The organism is Streptomyces sp. CG4, assembly GCF_041080655.1.
Lineage (GTDB): Bacteria > Actinomycetota > Actinomycetes > Streptomycetales > Streptomycetaceae > Streptomyces.
This window is the reverse complement of record NZ_CP163525.1, coordinates 8,916,052-8,932,226: the sequence shown is the minus strand read 5'-3', so window position 1 is coordinate 8,932,226 and position 16,175 is coordinate 8,916,052. Positions and strand designations below refer to the sequence as shown.

Genomic DNA, 16,175 nt, shown 5'->3' with positions numbered 1-16,175 from the left:
CGCGCCGGATATTACTGGACGGTAGACGCGACGGTGCCCTTGCCGCAGAACTCCGACCGTCGGACCGTCGCGCAGTCCGGCGACCTCCGAGGACTCGAAGGCGCCCGCCCCCGCCCCCTGTCGGCCGTCGACCGGCGGCGGACATCCCCCTGCGTGTCGCACAGGCCGCCGCCCGCCATGAGCGTGCTGGAATCAGCGAGTCCACTGCCGTTCCTGACACCGGAGGAACCCATGGCCTTCGCCGTCGTCGCCCAGTACCAGTGCGCCCCCGCCGACGCGGACACCGTGCGCGACGCGCTGCGGAAGATGCGCGAACTGGTCCCGTCGGAACCGGCGAACCTCGCCTACGAGGCGCACGAGGTCGTCGACCGGCCGGGGGCGTTCGTGCTGTACGAGCGCTACACCGACCGGAGCGGGTTCGAGGCGCACAAGGAGACGGACCATTTCGCGGAACTGATCCGGGGAACGGTGTTCCCCCTGCTCAAAGAGCGGTCCATCACCTTCGCCGAGACGGTCTGACGCGTCACCCGGACGCCCGCCGGGACGGGCGGGACGGCGGGACACCGCTGTGCCGCGGACGGGACGGGCCCCGGTGGGGGGCGCCCGTCCCACGGGACGTCCCGGCCGTCCCCGGGGACGACGGGACGGCATCCTGACGGCCCGTCACGGAAACGCTTGCTGTCGTGATCACTGCTCGTGGTCACGAGAACGACAGCCGGAGGTTTCCATGTTCCCACGGACTCTGAAGGGCGGTCTGCTGGCCACGGCCATGGTGCTGGCGTTGCTGCCCACGGCGACCGGGGCCACCGCGGCGAGCGCCACCGCCCAGCACCCGGCGCCCAGCGCCGTCGCCCAGTCCGACACCCACCACCGCGTCCACCACTACCGCCACCACCTCCGCAGGCAGCACGCACACCGCGTGCACCGCGGCCACCGCTACACGAGCCAGGGAGCGGTGTACCGCTCCGTCCAGCGGGCGACGGCCTACCGGATCGCCTCGCACATGACGCCGTACCGTCTGCACCACCACCTCTCGGCGCAGCCGGTGTCGCACCGGCGCGTCCTGCCCGTCACCGGCCGGGTCACCACACGTCACGCCTGGCTGAACGTCCGCTCGGGGCCGGGCACCGGCTACCGGGTGATCGGCCACCGGCAGTCGGGCCGGCAGGTGGGTCTCGTCTGCGAGACCCGCGGCTCCTGGGTGCACGGGAACCGCATCTGGTACCGACTGCGGCACCACGCCGGATACGTCTCGGCCCACTATGTCCGCGCCAGCCGCACCCTCCCCTGGTGCTGACGGCACGACACCGCCGCACCGCCTAGTCACCGAAGGCCCGTTCGACGACCCCCGAACGGGCCTTCGGTACGCCCGCACGCCTCACCCTCCTCATACCTCACCGGGCGTTGCAGTCGCCGCGCCGCTGGGAAGCCATTCCGACAACAGGGGCTAAACCGCCCATAGCGGAAACCGAGTCGAGGACGGACGATGCGGGACCCTCAAGCGTCGACCACACCGGACGAGCCACTGGCGGTGGGGCTGCGCGAGTTGAAGGACCGTACGGGGCTGAGCCTCGCGGCGCTGGCCGCGCGCACTCCGTACAGCAAGTCCGCGTGGCACCGCTATCTGTCCGGCGGCACGCCGCCGCCGAGGGCCGCCGTGGAGGCGCTGTGCCGGCTCGCGGGCGCCGATCCCGAGGCCGTACTGGCGCTGTGGGAGGCGGCCGACGTCCCACCGGCCACGGCGGGGCCCGAGAAGCCCGGCCGGACGCACCGGCTGCGGCGGCTCGCGTCCTGGCGGGCGCCCTGGCTGCCGATGTCCGCGCTCGCGCTGTTCGGCGTGGCGACGGCGGTGACCGCTGCCGTCGCCCTGTACACGCGGCCGGGCAACGCACCCGCCGAACAGCCCGTGTCGGCGGTGCCCCGCTGCCACGGCCGGTCCTGCCAGGGCGAGTTGCCCGACGCGTCGGTGTGCGCCAAGGACGCGCGGACCACGAGCACGGTCACCGACCCCGGTTACACGGTCCGGCTGCGCTACTCGCCCGCCTGCGGGACCGCCTGGTCCGAGGTACGGCTGCGGTCGGCCAAGCCGCACGAGGTGTCGGTGCGGGCCGGGCAGGATGTGCTCACGGCCAGCTATCCGGCGGACGACTCCGCCGAGGACAGCAGCCCGATGCTCTCGGTGTTCTCGCCCCGGGGCGTGGAGGCCTGCGCCGAGGTGAACGAGGAGCTGGCCTGCACGGGCCTGGACGTGGAGCCGGACGCGCAGCGGTGAGCGACAGCCAGCAGGCACGGCCCCGGCCGGGCTGGCCGACGGCCCGGGCGAGGATGCGGGCCTCCAGTGCCATGCGGTTGGCGGCCGGATGGTCGCCGTTGTACGAGTCCTCCGCCGGGTGGGTGAGGACGACGTCGGGCTCGGTCCCGCGGTAGACCGCGACGAGTTGGTCGGTCAGTTCGGTCAGCAGCTAGTCGCCGGCGGCGACGGCGGCATTGGCCGCGCACAGTCCCTCCAGGACCATTCGGCACTCCGTGATCGCGACCGCTTCCTCCACGGTCACCACCCGTACCCGCGAACCACGGTTGCGGATCCGCTCCGCCGGCCGCTGAGCCGCTGCCATCTCGCCGTACAGGATCGCCTGTCCTACCCATCGGGCCCCTGGCTCATCAGCCCGTGCGGTACAGCTCGGTGAGCAGTTCGAGGACCGCCTGGAGGGCGGGGTGGGGATCGTCGCGCCACCAGGCGAGCCGTACGGCGACGGGTTCGGCGTCGCGCACCGGCCGGTAGACGATGCCGGGCCGCGGGTACTGGTTCGCGGTCGACTCGGCGGTGACGCCGATGCCGCGTCCGGCGGCGATGACGGTGAGCCAGTCGTCGACGTCGTGTGTCTCCTCGACGGTGGGGCGGGTGTCCGGCGGCCACAGTTCGGGGGTGGTGGTGCCGGTGCGCCGGTCGACCAGCAGGGTCCGGCCGGTGAGGTCGGCGAGCCGTACGGAGCGGCGCCGGGCCAGCGGATCGTCGGCGGCCATCGCGCACAGGCGCCGCTCCAGGCCCACGATGGCCGAGTCGAACCGCCGGTCCTCCAGCGGCCGACGCACCACCGCGAGGTCGCAGCCGCCTTCGCCGAGGCCGGCGGACGCCGTGTTGACGCGGACGAGATGCAGATCGATCCCGGGGTGTGCGGAGCTCCAGCGACGCTGGAAGGCGACGGTGTGGCCGCCGACCGCCGACCACGCGTAGCCGATCCGCAGCCGGGTGTGCCCCGAGGTGGCCTCCTGGACCAGGGCGGCGACGTCCGCCAGCACCCGTCGGGCCTGCGCCACCACCCGCATTCCGGTCGCGGTCGGGGCCACCTCGCGCGAGGTGCGCCGCAACAGCCGTACCCCCAGGGCTCGTTCGAGCCCCGCCAGGGTACGGGACACCGCCGCCTGGGACACCCCCAGGGCGATCGCCGCATCGGTGAAGGTGCCCTCGTCGACGATGGCGACGAGACAGCGCAGCTGCCGCAGTTCGACCTCATCCATGCGTTCAGCGTATAGATCGAGTCGTGCATGCATTTTGCGCAAGCAGCCGGCAGGCGGACGCTCCTGTCATGCGACGAGCTCTCCGACAGCCGGCGGTCATGGTGTCCCCGATGGTCCAGAATCCCGCCCCGGGGCGGTCGGCCGGTGTGGCGACCATGTTCGGCAGCGGCCTCTCCAACCAGACCGGCGCGGCGATCGGCTCGCTGGCCTTCCCGGTGCTCGGCCCGCTCGGGGTGGTGGCGGTGCGCCAGTACGTCGCCGCGCTGGTCCTCGTGGCCGTCGGCCGGCCGCGGCTGCGCGACTTCACCTGGCGGCAGTGGTGGCCGGTGCTGCTGCTCGCCGGGGTCTTCGGCACCATGAACCTGACCCTGTACAGCGCGATCGAGCGGATCGGCCTGGGGCTGGCGGTGACGCTGGAGTTCCTGGGCCCGCTGAGCATCGCGCTGGCCGCCGCGCGGCGCCGGCTGGACGCCGGGTGCGCGGTGCTGGCGGCGGCCGGTGTCGTGGTGCTGATGCGCCCTCAGTCGTCCACCGACTACCTGGGGATGGGGCTGGGCCTGGTGGCCGCCTGCTGCTGGGCGTCGTACATCCTGCTCAACCGGACCGTCGGGCGGCGCATCCCGGGCGCGCAGGGTTCGGCGGCGGCCGCGTGTGTCTCCGCGGTGACCTTCCTGCCGATCGGGATCGTCGTCGCCGTACGGCATCCGCCGACGGTCTCGGCCGTGCTGTGCGCGGTGGCGGCGGGCGTGCTGTCGTCGGCCGTGCCGTACCTCGCCGATCTGCTCACCCTGCGCACGGTGCCGGCCAGGACCTTCGGTCTGTTCATGAGCGTCAACCCGATGCTGGCCGCCGTGGTCGGCTGGGTGATCCTCGGACAGGGGCTGGGCCTGCCGGAGTGGGCGGGGATCGGGGCGGTGGTCGCCGCCAACGCGGTCAGCATCGCCACCACCCGCACCTGATGGAGCGTCATGTATCAGGCATACGGCGCTGGGTCACGAGGTGTGCTCGTGGTGACCTGCAGGGACCCGCTCCCTCGCCGGGAGCCGGATACGTGGCGAACTGCCCAATCCCCCCACTCAGTCCGCATGCACGGCCAGACCCGTGCCGACCGTCGCGGCCAGCGGGGTGGCCGCGACGGCGGCGACCGCGGTGAGAGAACTTCCCAAGCCTTGAAGGGAAGAAGGGCATCGAGCCTGGCCGCCGACCGAAACGCCCGGCGTGCGGACCGCCGCACGGACGGACCGCCGTACCGGCGCGGGTGTTCAGTGAGCGGGGCCGACCGGGGCCAGCCACAGGCACAGGACGGCGTCCGCGAGGCCGTCGGCCGCCTCCGCCCAGGTGGCGCGTGGGGTCGGGGCGCCCTCGGCGAGGGCCCGTTCCCGCTCGGCGCAGGTGTGCAGGATCAACAGGCGGACCATCTGGCCGCGTTCGACCTCCGCCTCGCTCGGCGTCGTCGCCTTCGCGCTCGTCCTGGCCCTGGTGCCGGAGTCCGGCGTGCGCACCGGTGGCCGCTTCGACCTCGTCGGAACGCTCGGCATGGCGGTCGGACTCGTCTCGCTGCTGCTCGCCGTCCCCAAGGGCGCCGACTGGCGCTGGGGCAGCGGCACCGCCCTGGGTCTGTTCGCGCTCTCCGTGGTGACCCTCGTGGCCTGGGGCTTCTTCGAGCTGCGTACGGCGGCGCCGCTGGTGGACCTGCGCACCACGGTCCGCCGCCAGGTGCTCTTCACCAATCTGGCGTCGATCGCGTTCGGCTTCTCGATGTTCGCGATGTCGCTGCTCCTGCCGCAGCTGCTCCAGCTGCCCCCGCAGACCGGCTACGGCCTCGGCAGGTCCATGCTCACCGTGGGTCTGGTCATGGCCCCGCAGGGCCTGGTGATGATGGCCATGGCTCCGGTGTCCGCCCTGATCACCAAGTCCCGGGGCCCGAAGATCACGCTGATGATCGGAGCAGTGATCGTCGCCGTCGGCTACGGGCTCAACATCGTGCTGATGAGCGAGGTCTGGCACCTGGTGCTGGTGTCCTGTGTCATCGGCGCGGGCGTCGGCTTCGCCTACGGCGCCATGCCGGCACTGATCATGGGGGCGGTCCCGCCGTCGGAGACGGCCGCCACGAACAGCCTCGACACGCTGATGCGGTCCATCGGGACGTCCGTGGCCAGCGCGGTGGCCGGGGTGATCCTGGCGCAGCTGACGATCAGCCTCGGCGGGCATGCGCTGCCGTCCGAGAACGGCTTCAAGGTCGTCATGGCGTTCGGCGCGGGCGCGGCTGTGCTCGCCTTCGTCCTCGCGTCCTTCCTCCCCCGCCACCGCCCCGCCGCGCCGGCCCCGGCCCCTGCGGCCGCCGAGCCCTCGGCGGAGGCAGTGGGCTGAGGTGCGGCCGGAGCGGGCAGCTTCCCCGAGCGACCCGCTCCCTGGGCACACAGGCGTGTCGTAGGACATCAGGTACGACCGCCGCGACGACGGGGGCCTAAGCAGGAGCGACCGCCGCACGCGCCGCCGGCGTACGCACCGGCAACGCCCTTCTGGCGCCGGGCCCGCGCGCGAGGCGACGGCGGATGCCGGCCGCGCTCGCCGGTTCGCACCGCGCCCGGCGTCTCCGGTCCCGATGCGGGCCCGTTCAGGGGAACCCGTGGCCGATGGTGCGTGAGGCCGGCGGGCGTGGTCGAGACCTTCAGCCGTGACCGCCGTGCCGCTGCCGCTCATCGCGCCGATGCTCGCCACTCCCGGCTCCCTGCCGCCCGCCGCCCAGGACGAGCGGTGGGCGTACGAGACCAAGCAGGACGGCCAGCGGGTGATGGTCTATCTGCCGGGCGACGGCAGTGTGCTGCTGCGTGCCCGTTCGGGCGAGGACATCACGGGGGCCTATCCCGAACTGCGGCCGCTCGCGGGCGCGCTGGGCAGCACGCCCGCCGTCCTGGACGGTGAGGTGCTGGCCCTGGACGCACGGGGGCGGGCCGACTTCCAGTTGCTGCAGAGCCGGATGGGTCTCGCACACGCCCCCGCACGGGCGGCGCGCCGGGCCGCCCAGGTGCCGGTGCACCTGGTGCTGTTCGACGTGCCCTACCTGGCGGAGTCCCTGCTACGGCTGCCGTACGTACGGCGGCGGGCCCGGCTCACGGAGCTGGCTCTGGCCGGGCCGTACTGGTCGACGCCGGGTGCCGTGACCGGGCACGGCGCCGAGGCGCTCGCGGCGACCAGGGAGCACGGTCTGGAGGGCCTGGTGTGCAAGCGGCTGGACTCGGTGTACGAGCCCGGAGTGCGCTCCCGCGCCTGGATCAAGATCCGGAACATGCGTGCCGAGGACGTGGTCGTCGGCGGCTGGCTGCCGGGCAAGGGGCGGCTGAGTGGGCTGCCCGGCGCGCTGCTGCTCGGCCAGCACGACGCGCGACGCCGGCTGCGCTACGTCGGCGGGGTGGGCACCGGCTGGAGCGAGGCGGAGCGGACCGAACTGGCCCGGCTGCTGGCGGCCGCCGCGAGCAACCGGTGCCCCTTCGACCCGGCGCCCCGGATCCCGGACGCCCGCTGGGTGCTGCCCCGGCTGGTGGGCGAGGTCTCCTACAGCACCCGTACCCGGGCCGGGCTGTTGCGCCAGCCGTCCTGGCTGCGGCTGCGTCCGGAGCTGACGCCAAAGGAGTCTGCGGCGGACCTGCCCGGGGAGTTCGACTGAGGAGTTGGGGTCTATCGTGTGCTCATGCCGGTTCCCGAACTGATCCGAATCGTCTCCCGCGACTCCCCCATGGCCCTGGCCCAAGTCGAGCGGGTCCGCGCCGAGTTGGCCGTACTGCACCCGGGTGTGCGCACCGAGGTGGTTCCGGTGAAGACCACCGGCGACAAGTGGCTCGGCGATCTGTCCAAGGTCGAGGGCAAGGGGGCGTTCACCAAGGAGGTGGACGCGGCCCTGCTGGCCGGGGAGGCCGATCTCGCGGTGCACTGCGTCAAGGACGTGCCCGCCGACCGGCCACTGCCCGCCGGGACGGTGTTCGCCGCGTTCCTGAAGCGGGACGACATCCGTGACGCGCTGATCCACCCGGACGGCCTCACCCTGGACGAACTGCCGGCCGGCACCCGGATCGGCACCTCCTCGGTGCGCCGGGTGGCCCAACTGGCCGCCACGCACCCGCACCTGGAATGCGTGCCGTTCCGCGGCAACGCCAACCGCCGGCTGCAGAAGCTGGCCGAGGGGGAGGCGGACGCGCTGCTGCTGGCGGTGTCCGGTCTGGAGCGGATCGACCGGACGGACGTGATCAGCGAGGTGCTGTCGACGGAGACGATGATGCCGCCGATCGGCGCGGGCATCCTCGCCCTGCAGTGCCGTGCGGACGACAGCGAGCTGATCGACGCCGTCAGCGGGCTCGGCGACCCGGAAACCTACCGTGAGGCCACGGCCGAGCGCATGTTCCTGCACGTGCTGCAGGGCCACTGCAACAGCCCCATCGCCGGCTACGCGCGCGTGGACCGCGGCGGCGAACTGTCCCTGCGGGCCTGTGTGTTCACCCCGGACGGCAAGACCCGGCTGAACGCCCACGAGTGGGCGGGCCGGCTCGACCCGGCCACCCTCGGTACCTCGGTCGCGGTGGCGCTGCTGCGCCAGGGCGCCCGGGAGATCATCGACGGCATCCCGCACTGAGGCGCCGGGCCGCGTACGGCGGCCCGGTACCGGTGGTACGGCGTGCGGCGTACCGGTGGTACGGCGTGCGGCCGGGGCTCGTGCGCCGTACGGCCGCGTCCAGGGTCAGGCGGTGCCGGGCTCCGTCTGGTCCCGCAGAAAGGCGCTGACCTGGTGGGCGAGGCTGCCCTGCCCGGCGGCCGTGGGGGCCGACGCCGGGGTCGACTCCAGGACGCCGATGCCGCCCGTCCACAGCCGGCGGTCCGCCCACTCCTCCTCGACCCGCAGCTGCACCTGTACATCCACGTGGGTCAGGGCGGCCTCGGGGGCGGCGGCATAGATCACGGCGGTGGCCCGGCGCAGCGGGTAGACGTCGAAGCCCTCGATGAACTGGGAGTTGCGCCAGTCGATGAACGCGCCCTCACCGTCGGGGCCGACGCGGACGTCGATCTGGCCGTCCTCCAGGTGGATGCCGTAGTGCCGCGCGCCGCGGTTCTCGACGGTCACCCGGACACTGAAGTACGTCAGGCCGGCGGCGGCGTCGTCGCGTCCGCGCGGCGGCTCGGCGGCCTCCAGGCGGTGGACGCGGACCCGCAGACCGGCATGCTCGTCGTACTCGTGCCAGTCCCCGACCACGTTCGGCTCGTACACAGTGCCCCTCTCGACCTTCGAGAGCTGCTGTCTATCTGTGCGCCGAGTGCACTGTCAAATGAGCAGAATGCGCTATGGCCAGGGGGTTCGCCCGCTTTGATCGCTGATCAAGCGCTGCCCAGGAAGGATGCGGACACGGCACTTCCGACGGGGTACGCGCGCGTGCCGCACATCACGTCCGGGACAAGATCAACGGGCCAGGCGGCCGAGCAGTGAGGAGGCCGCGGCGATGCCGAGCGCGGCGGCCACGAGCAGGACGGCGAAGTCGGTGCCGAGGTGCGCGGGTGTGCCGAGCAGCAGCCCGCGCAGGGCGTCGACTTGATAACTCAGTGGGTTGACCTTGCTGACGGCCTGCAGCCAGCCCGGCATCACCGAGACGGGGTACAGGGCGTTGGAGCCGAAGAACAGCGGCATGGTGATCGCCTGCCCGAAACCCATCAGCCGGTCGCGGTTGAGCACGATGCCCGCGATGGTCATCGACAGACAGGAGAAGAAGACGGAGGCGAGGACCACCGCGGCCCCGACGCCGAGCAGCTTCAGCGGGTTCCAGGTGAGGGCCACGCCGAGCACGGCGGCGATGGCGATGACGACGATCGCCTGGATCAGCGACTTCACCCCGGCGGCGAACGCCTTGCCGGTGATCAGTGCGGAGCGCGGGGTCGGGGTGACGAGAAGCTTGTTCAGGATGCCCGCGTCGCGTTCCCAGATGATCTGGATGCCGTAGAAGATCGCGATGAACATCGCCGACTGGGCGATGATGCCGGGCGCCATGAAGTCGATGTACGGGACGCCGCCGGTGGGTATCGCCCGGATCCGGGTGAAGGTCTGGCCGAAGATCAGCAGCCACAGGGCGGGCTGGACCGCGCGGGTGTAGAGCTCGGTCCGGTCGTGCCGCAGCTTCTGCAGCTCGACCGCGCACATGGCGATGACCCGGGCGGGGAGCAGCCGCCAGCCGGCGCGCGGCACGGGCGGGCTGAGCAGCAGGTCGGTGATGGTGCCGGGGGTGCGGTCAGCCGACGCGGCGCGCGGTGCGGCGGGTGCTGCGGACATCGCGGAAACCTCCTCCGGAGTTGTCGTCGAGGCTGCTGCCGGCCACGTGGCGGAAGACGTCCTCCAGCGTGGGCAGGGCGTCGGAACCCTGGCGTTCGGCCAGGCCCCGGCGCAGCTCGACGGGGGTGCCGAGGGCGCGGATACGGCCGCGGTGCATCAGGGCGACCCGGTCGCAGTACTGGTCGGCCTCGTCCATGGAGTGGGTGGTGACGAGGACGGTCATGCCGGTGGCCGCGCGGACGGCGTTGATGTGCTCCCAGACGCCGGTGCGGGCGATCGGGTCCAGACCGATGGTGGGTTCGTCCAGGATCAGCAGCCGGGGGGCGCTGATCAGGGCCTGGGCGAGTTCGAGGCGGCGGACCATGCCGCCGGAGTAGGTGCCGGCGAGCCGGTCGGCGGCTTCGGCGAGGCCGACGGCGGCCAGCGCCCGGGCGACCCGTGCGGCGCGCTCGCGGCGGGGCACGTCGAAGACGCGGGCGAACAGCGCGACGTTCTCCCGGCCGGTGAGCCCGCTGTCGGCGGACAGCTGCTGCGGGACGTAGCCGAGCAGCCGGCGCACCGCCATCCGCTCCTTGGCGGCGTCGTGCCCGAAGACGCGGACCATGCCGGTGGGGACGGGCAGGAGGGTCGTGATGCAGCGGATCGCAGTGGTCTTGCCGGCCCCGTTCGGCCCGAGCAGCCCGAACACCTCCCCCTCACGAACACCGAGGTCGAGCCCATCCACGGCGTGGGTGTCACCGAAGGCGTAGACGAGCCGGGTACAGCTGACGGCCTCGGCGACGGGGGCAGGGGCCGACCCGTGGGCGGCTGCGGCGGGCGAGCCGACGGCATCGTCGGTACCGAGGGGTGCGGTGGGCGCGCCGGCGGTCTCGACGATGCCCGCGGCTGCGGGGGCCGCCGGGTCGGTGCCCTCGGCGGACGCGCCGACGATTTCGATCGAGCCCCTGGCTTCGGCGAGTACGTCGGGCGTCGAGGCGGTGTCGGCGGCTGCGCCAGCACTGTCGGCGGTGCCGGCGGCTGCGGCCGCCGGGTCGGCGGACGCATCGGGAGTCGAGGCCATATCGACGGTTGTGCTCGGACTGTCGGCGGTGCCGGTGGCGTCGGCTGGGGTGTCGGTGGTGTCCCTCGTCATGGTGTCTGGGCCTCCGTCACGGTGTCTGGACCTCCGTCATGCGCGGCGGCATCCGTCATGAGCGCGAACCCGTCATCCGTCCTCGGCCTCCTCGTGCAGGCCGGCGGCCAGCTTGCGCAGGGCCGGCAGGGCCGCGCGCAGGGCCTCCCGGTCGGCCTCGTCGAGCCGGGACACATGCCGGACGACCAGTTCGGCGCGGCGTCGCCGCCAGTCACCGAGACGTTTCTCGGCGGCCTCGGTCAGCCGCAGCCGCGCGGCGCGCCGGTCGGCGGGGTCGGTCTCGCGGAGCAGGAACCCGTCCCGGACGAGCTGGTTGACCAGGGTCGACACGGAGTTGCCCGCCAGATGCAGGGCCCTCGCCGCGCCCGAGATGCCGATGCCGGGCCGGGACTCGACCAGCCGCAGCAGCTCCACCTCGGCACCGCGCAGGCGAGGCAGGTTCATCCCGCCGCGCAGTCGCCGCCGGATCAGTCGCTGGATGCGCACCAGCGTGTCCGCCAGCTCTTCCGAGAGGGGCTCGGAATCCGTCGCCGCTTGCCGCGCCGTCTCGGATTCCACAGCGGATTCCACATTGGATTCCACATAAGAAGATTACTTCTCCTACAGAGGTAATGCCCGCCAGGAGCGAGCCAAGGACAGCCGATCGCGTCCCAATTGCATCTGTTTGTTTGATGATGTCCGTTAACGGGAAGGCGCTCAGCAGTGCTTCGGACCGGAGGCACGCCCGTGGGAGCCGGCCTCTTCGGCCGCCCCGGTGTCGGTACCCGGTCCAAGCGCACCTCCCACGGTGTCTGTTCATCCAGCACCTGTTGAGAGAGCTGCATTATGCGTGTCACCGGCAGCACGAAATCCCATCCGCACGACGACGCCCCCGACACGACGGCGTCCTTCGAGCTGCTCGCGCGGCTGCCCGACGGCCCCGAGCGGCGGGCGCTGCGCGACGAGCTGGTCCGGCTCTGGCTGCCCATGGCCGAGCGGATCGCCGTGCGGTTCCGCGGTCGCGGGGAGGCCCTGGAGGACCTGTACCAGGTGGCCGCCCTCGGCCTGGTGAAGGCCGTCGACCACTACGACCCGCAGCGCGGCCGCGCCTTCGAGGCGTACGCCGTACCCACCGTCACCGGTGAGATCAAGCGCCACTTCCGCGACCACATGTGGACCCTGCACGTACCCCGCCGAGTGCAGGACCTGCGCAACCGGGTCCGCTCGGCCGCCAAGGAGCTGGCTCAGAGCGGCTCGGGGGGCGCGCCCACCGTGGCGGAGATCGCCGCCCATACGCGGCTCAGCGAGGACGAGGTGCGCACCGGTATGGAGGCCCTGGAGTGCTACTCCGCGCTGTCCCTGGACGCCGCGGTGGCCGGCAGCGACGGCTTCGCCCTCGGGGACTCGCTCGGCGACGCCGACCCGGGCTACGACCTCGTGATCGACCGGGCCGCCGTGAAGCCGTTTCTCGAGGCGCTGCCGGAACGCGAGCGCGTCATCCTCTATCTGCGGTTCTTCCGCGGGATGACGCAGAGCCGGATCGCCGAGCAGCTCGGCATCTCGCAGATGCATGTCTCCCGGCTGCTCACCGGCTGCTGCGACCGGCTGCGCGAGGAACTGCTCGCCGAGGTCCGCTGACCGGCCCCGCCGGACCCGGCAGCACGACCACCCGCACCGCCCCCGCACCGCCCCCGCACCGCCCACACCTCCCGCGCCGCCCCCGCGTCACGCTTCCGGGGCGCCGGGCACCTGTGTGGGGCCGTACTGGTCGAGGGCGTCCTCCAGGGCGGCGCAGACGTCGGGCGGGATGTCCCCGCGGCGGCCCCAGATGAGGATCAGCTCGGCGATGTTGCGCAACTTGATGTTGGTGTGCTGGGACACTTCCTTCAGCACCTCCCAGCCCTCGTCCGGGGTCACCCGGCCCAGGGCCACCATCATCCCGATCGCCTGGTCGACGACCGCATGGGAGGCCACGGCCTCCTTCAACTGGTCGACTTGCGCCTGCAGCTCGGAGATCCGTTCGGGCTCGCTCGCACCCATGCCCCCATCGTCGTCGGTGACCTGCACCGATGCCACCGGGGGTACTCGACAGGCACCCGACCCCCTTCCGGTTGGACACTGGTGCCAGACCGGTGGCCGCCCGGCCCCGAGAGCAGGACGCGACTGCCATGAACCACAACGCCCCCGCCGGCGGTGGAGCGGCGCGCAGGCGAGACATCGTCTCCACGCACTCCGTCTTCGGCGCCCCGTGCTGGGTGAGCCTGACCAGCCGTGATCTCCAGGCCACCCAGGAGTTCTACACGGCCGTGCTCGGCTGGCGCTGGCGCGGCGCCAAGCTCGGCGAGCACTTCCGCATAGCGCTGGCGGACGGGGTGCCGGTGGCGGGGATCGCCGCCGTCGCCGCCATGTGGCAAATGGCGGTGGCGTGGACGCCGTACTTCGCCGTGCCGGACGCCGATGTGGCGGTGGCCCGGGCCCGCGAGCGCGGCGGCACGGCGGCCGTCGGGCCGCTGTCCTTCCCGCCGGGCCGGGCCGCGCTGCTCGCCGACCGGGACGGGGCCACCTTCGGGATCTGGCAGGGGGAGCTGGTCGGCAACTGGGAGGCGTGGCGGCGGGCGTCGCCGACCTTCATCCGGCTGCACACCCGCGACGCCTTCGACGCCGCGCTGTTCTACGGCGAGATCCTCGACTGGGCGTCCGGGCTGCCGGGCTGCTGCGAGGTGGAGTACGAGGGCGGCGAGGTGGTGCTGCGCAGCCAGGGTGACATCGTTGCCCGGATCGACTCGGGCGCGGTGGAGTCGGCACCGGATCCCTCCGTGCGGCCGCACTGGCAGATCCACTTCGCCGTGACGGACGTCCTGGACTGTGCCCGCACGGCCGAGAAGCACGGGGGCAGTGTGCTGAGCGAGGAGGAGGACGAGGCGATCCTCCGGGATCCGGACGGCGCGCAGTTCACGGTGACGTCACGCCGCGCTCGCTGAGCCCGTTGGGATCTACAGCGACGGCTGACAGGGCAGTGTCGCCGCGCCCTACTTCGCCGCCCGCGACGGACGCGACAGCAGAATCAGGCTGCGCGCCTCCGCGCGGACCCCCGTGCCGGCCTTGCGTTCACGTTCGTCGGGGACGCCGTCCGGGTCGGCGGTGTCGATCAGGGTCGTCCAGCGGTCGCCGAAGGAGGAGTCGGGGAGGCGGAAGTCGACCGGTTCCCAGTAGCCGTTGACGAGGAGGAGGAAGGAGTCGTCGGTCATCCGGCGCCCGTAGGCGTCGCGTTCGGCGATGGCGTCGCCGTTGAGGAACACACCCACCGAGTGCCCGTCTTCGCGCTGCCAGTCCCGGTCGGTCATCTCGCGGGCGTCGGGTCTGAGCCACATCAGGTCGGCCAGCGGCTGTGCGGCGTTGGTCGCGGTCTCGCCGCGGAAGAAGCGGCGCCGGCGCAGCACCGGGTGCGCGGAGCGCAGTGCGATCACATGCCGGGTGAACTCCTTCAACGACCGCTGCTCGTCCGTCAGTTCCCAGTCGACCCAGGAGAGCGCGTTGTCCTGGCAGTAGGCGTTGTTGTTGCCCCGCTGGGTGCGGCCGAGCTCGTCGCCGTGGCAGAGCATGGGAATGCCCTGCGACAGCAGCAGCGTGGCCAGCAGATTGCGCTGCTGGCGGGCGCGCAGTTCGAGGACGGCCGGGTCCTTGGTGTCGCCCTCCACCCCGCAGTTCCAGGACCGGTTGTGGCTCTCGCCGTCCCGGTTCTCCTCGCCGTTCGCCGCGTTGTGCTTGTCGTTGTACGACACCAGGTCGCGCAGCGTGAACCCGTCGTGCGCGGTGACGAAGTTGACGCTCGCGCGCGGCCGGCGCCGGCTGCGCTGGTACAGGTCGGAGGAGCCGGTCAGCCGGGAGGCGAACTCGCCGAGCGAGCCGGGCTCGGCCCGCCAGAAATCCCGTACGGCGTCCCGGTACTTGCCGTTCCACTCCGACCACAGCGGCGGGAAGTTGCCGACCTGGTAGCCGCCCTCCCCCACGTCCCAGGGCTCGGCGATGAGCTTCACGCGGCTGATCACCGGGTCCTGCTGGATCAGGTCGAAGAACGCCGACAGCCGGTCCACCTCGTGGAACTGCCGGGCCAGCGTGGCCGCGAGGTCGAAGCGGAAGCCGTCGACATGCATCTCGGTGACCCAGTAGCGCAGCGAGTCCATGATGAGCTGGAGCACGTAGGGGTGGCGCATCAGCAGGCTGTTGCCGGTGCCGGTGGTGTCGTAGTAGTGCGCCCAGTCGCCGTCCACCAGCCGGTAGTAGGAGGCGTTGTCGATGCCCCGGAAGGACAGGGTCGGGCCCCGCTCGTCGCCCTCGGCCGTGTGGTTGTAGACCACGTCGAGGATCACTTCGAGGCCGGCCGCGTGCAGCGCCTTCACCATGGCCTTGAACTCGTTGACCTGCTGGCCCAGGGTGCCGAAGGCCGCGTAGGCGTTGTGCGGGGCGAAGAAGCCGATGGTGTTGTAGCCCCAGTAGTTGGACAGGCCCTGGTCCTGGAGCACCCCGTCCTGCGCGAACTGGTGCACCGGCATCAGCTCCACCGCGGTCACCCCGAGCGAGGTCAGATGCTCGATGACGGCGGGGTGCGCGAGGCCCGCGTAGCTGCCGCGCAGCCGCTCGGGGACCTCGGGGTGGGTGCGGGTCAGGCCGCGTACGTGAGCCTCGTAGATCACCGAGTCCGCGTACGGCGTCCTGGGCGGGCGGTCGTCGCCCCAGTCGAAGTACGGGTCGGTGACGACGCCCAGCATGGAGTGCCCGGCGCTGTCGGCGGGGGCGGGGCCGTCCGGGGCGCGCTCGTACAGCGAGGGGTGGTTGTCGGTCTGGCCGTCCACGGCCCGGGCGTACGGGTCGAGCAGCAGCTTCGCCGGATTGCACCGGTGGCCGAGCGAGGGCTGCCAGGGGCCGTGCACCCGGAAGCCGTAGCGCTGGCCGGGGGTGATGCCGGGCAGATAGGCGTGCCAGACGAAGCCGTCGACCTCGTGCAGCGGGACGGGTGTCTCGGTGCCCGCGTCGTCGACGAGGATCAGCTCGACCCGCTCGGCCACCTCGCTGAACAGGGCGAAGTTCGTGCCCTGTCCGTCGAACGCGGCGCCCAAAGGGTAGGGCTGCCCGCTCCACACGGGCAGCCCTTTCCGCGTGGAGCGGGCGGTCACCGGCTGCCCTCCAGGGCGCCGCCCAGCGCAGCGGCCGACGCGGCGAACGCCCAGTCAGGAACAG

General features: G+C 72.4%; 15 protein-coding genes and 4 pseudogenes. 9 read left to right on the top strand and 10 right to left on the bottom strand.

What is annotated here, in order from left to right:
- The first annotated feature begins 231 nt into the window (after positions 1-231).
- The 3 genes from AB5L52_RS41170 (at position 232) to AB5L52_RS41160 (ending at position 2,272) form a co-directional block, all read left to right on the top strand.
- Positions 232-519, top strand: coding sequence for an antibiotic biosynthesis monooxygenase (locus AB5L52_RS41170; protein WP_351023083.1), 288 nt, complete (start codon positions 232-234; stop codon positions 517-519).
- A 208-nt stretch (positions 520-727) separates the two neighbouring features.
- Positions 728-1,297 carry an SH3 domain-containing protein gene (locus AB5L52_RS41165; protein ID WP_369368271.1) on the top strand — a complete coding sequence of 190 codons (570 nt, stop codon included), beginning with the start codon at positions 728-730 and terminating at the stop codon, positions 1,295-1,297.
- Positions 1,298-1,486: 189 nt separating this feature from the next.
- Positions 1,487-2,272: an XRE family transcriptional regulator gene (locus AB5L52_RS41160; protein ID WP_369368270.1), complete on the top strand. Its 786-nt coding sequence runs from the start codon at positions 1,487-1,489 to the stop codon at positions 2,270-2,272.
- Between the two features lie 25 nt (positions 2,273-2,297).
- Here the strand turns inward: AB5L52_RS41160 and AB5L52_RS41155 are convergent.
- The 3 genes and pseudogenes from AB5L52_RS41155 to AB5L52_RS41145 form a co-directional block, all read right to left on the bottom strand.
- Positions 2,298-2,453 (bottom strand): annotated as a pseudogene (locus AB5L52_RS41155) (PIG-L family deacetylase); the annotation flags it as partial.
- A gap of 12 nt (positions 2,454-2,465) precedes the next feature.
- Positions 2,466-2,642, bottom strand: a pseudogene (locus AB5L52_RS41150) (GntR family transcriptional regulator); the annotation flags it as partial.
- A 19-nt stretch (positions 2,643-2,661) separates the two neighbouring features.
- Entirely contained in the window at positions 2,662-3,519 is an 858-nt protein-coding gene (locus AB5L52_RS41145; protein WP_369368269.1) for a LysR family transcriptional regulator, read from the bottom strand.
- A gap of 146 nt (positions 3,520-3,665) precedes the next feature.
- Here AB5L52_RS41145 and AB5L52_RS41140 point away from each other — a divergent pair, with 146 nt between their 5' ends.
- Entirely contained in the window at positions 3,666-4,478 is an 813-nt protein-coding gene (locus tag AB5L52_RS41140; RefSeq protein WP_369369055.1) for a DMT family transporter, read from the top strand.
- Between the two features lie 303 nt (positions 4,479-4,781).
- On the opposite strand, the pseudogene AB5L52_RS41135 reads toward AB5L52_RS41140, so the two are convergent.
- A pseudogene (locus AB5L52_RS41135) lies at positions 4,782-4,949 on the bottom strand (TetR/AcrR family transcriptional regulator); the annotation flags it as partial.
- A gap of 1 nt (position 4,950) precedes the next feature.
- On the opposite strand from AB5L52_RS41135, the pseudogene AB5L52_RS41130 reads away from it, so the two are divergent.
- The 3 genes and pseudogenes from AB5L52_RS41130 to hemC all read left to right on the top strand — a co-directional run.
- Positions 4,951-5,889: pseudogene (locus AB5L52_RS41130) on the top strand (MFS transporter); the annotation flags it as partial.
- Positions 5,890-6,205: 316 nt separating this feature from the next.
- Positions 6,206-7,186, top strand: coding sequence for an ATP-dependent DNA ligase (locus AB5L52_RS41125; RefSeq protein WP_369369054.1), 981 nt, complete (start codon positions 6,206-6,208; stop codon positions 7,184-7,186).
- Positions 7,187-7,204: 18 nt separating this feature from the next.
- On the top strand, positions 7,205-8,146 hold the full coding sequence (gene hemC, locus AB5L52_RS41120) for a hydroxymethylbilane synthase (RefSeq protein ID WP_369368268.1): 942 nt from the start codon (positions 7,205-7,207) through the stop codon (positions 8,144-8,146).
- Between the two features lie 105 nt (positions 8,147-8,251).
- Here hemC and AB5L52_RS41115 read toward each other — a convergent pair whose 3' ends face one another.
- From AB5L52_RS41115 to AB5L52_RS41100, 4 genes are all read right to left on the bottom strand, one after another.
- Complete coding sequence (locus AB5L52_RS41115; RefSeq protein ID WP_369368267.1) at positions 8,252-8,776, bottom strand: hypothetical protein; 525 nt, start codon at positions 8,774-8,776, stop codon at positions 8,252-8,254.
- A 189-nt stretch (positions 8,777-8,965) separates the two neighbouring features.
- Positions 8,966-9,826, bottom strand: coding sequence for an ABC transporter permease (locus tag AB5L52_RS41110; protein ID WP_369368266.1), 861 nt, complete (start codon positions 9,824-9,826; stop codon positions 8,966-8,968).
- Complete coding sequence (locus tag AB5L52_RS41105; protein ID WP_351023626.1) at positions 9,786-10,550, bottom strand: ATP-binding cassette domain-containing protein; 765 nt, start codon at positions 10,548-10,550, stop codon at positions 9,786-9,788. Before AB5L52_RS41105 ends, AB5L52_RS41110 begins: the two co-directional genes overlap by 41 nt.
- A gap of 480 nt (positions 10,551-11,030) precedes the next feature.
- Positions 11,031-11,516: a MarR family winged helix-turn-helix transcriptional regulator gene (locus AB5L52_RS41100; protein WP_369369053.1), complete on the bottom strand. Its 486-nt coding sequence runs from the start codon at positions 11,514-11,516 to the stop codon at positions 11,031-11,033.
- 267 nt (positions 11,517-11,783) lie between these two features.
- Between AB5L52_RS41100 and AB5L52_RS41095 the strand changes: the two genes are divergently transcribed.
- The gene (locus AB5L52_RS41095) at positions 11,784-12,575 is read left to right on the top strand and encodes an RNA polymerase sigma factor SigF (protein WP_351023062.1); all 792 of its coding nucleotides are present in this window, start codon (positions 11,784-11,786) and stop codon (positions 12,573-12,575) included.
- 87 nt (positions 12,576-12,662) lie between these two features.
- Here the strand turns inward: AB5L52_RS41095 and AB5L52_RS41090 are convergent, their stop codons facing one another.
- Positions 12,663-12,977, bottom strand: a complete 315-nt coding sequence (locus AB5L52_RS41090; RefSeq protein ID WP_369368265.1) for an ANTAR domain-containing protein — start codon at positions 12,975-12,977, stop codon at positions 12,663-12,665.
- A 128-nt stretch (positions 12,978-13,105) separates the two neighbouring features.
- On the opposite strand from AB5L52_RS41090, the gene AB5L52_RS41085 reads away from it, so the two are divergent.
- Positions 13,106-13,918, top strand: coding sequence for a VOC family protein (locus AB5L52_RS41085; protein WP_351023057.1), 813 nt, complete (start codon positions 13,106-13,108; stop codon positions 13,916-13,918).
- Between the two features lie 48 nt (positions 13,919-13,966).
- Here AB5L52_RS41085 and glgX read toward each other — a convergent pair whose 3' ends face one another.
- Positions 13,967-16,111, bottom strand: coding sequence for a glycogen debranching protein GlgX (gene glgX / locus AB5L52_RS41080; protein WP_369368264.1), 2,145 nt, complete (start codon positions 16,109-16,111; stop codon positions 13,967-13,969).
- Positions 16,112-16,175 lie beyond the last annotated feature (64 nt).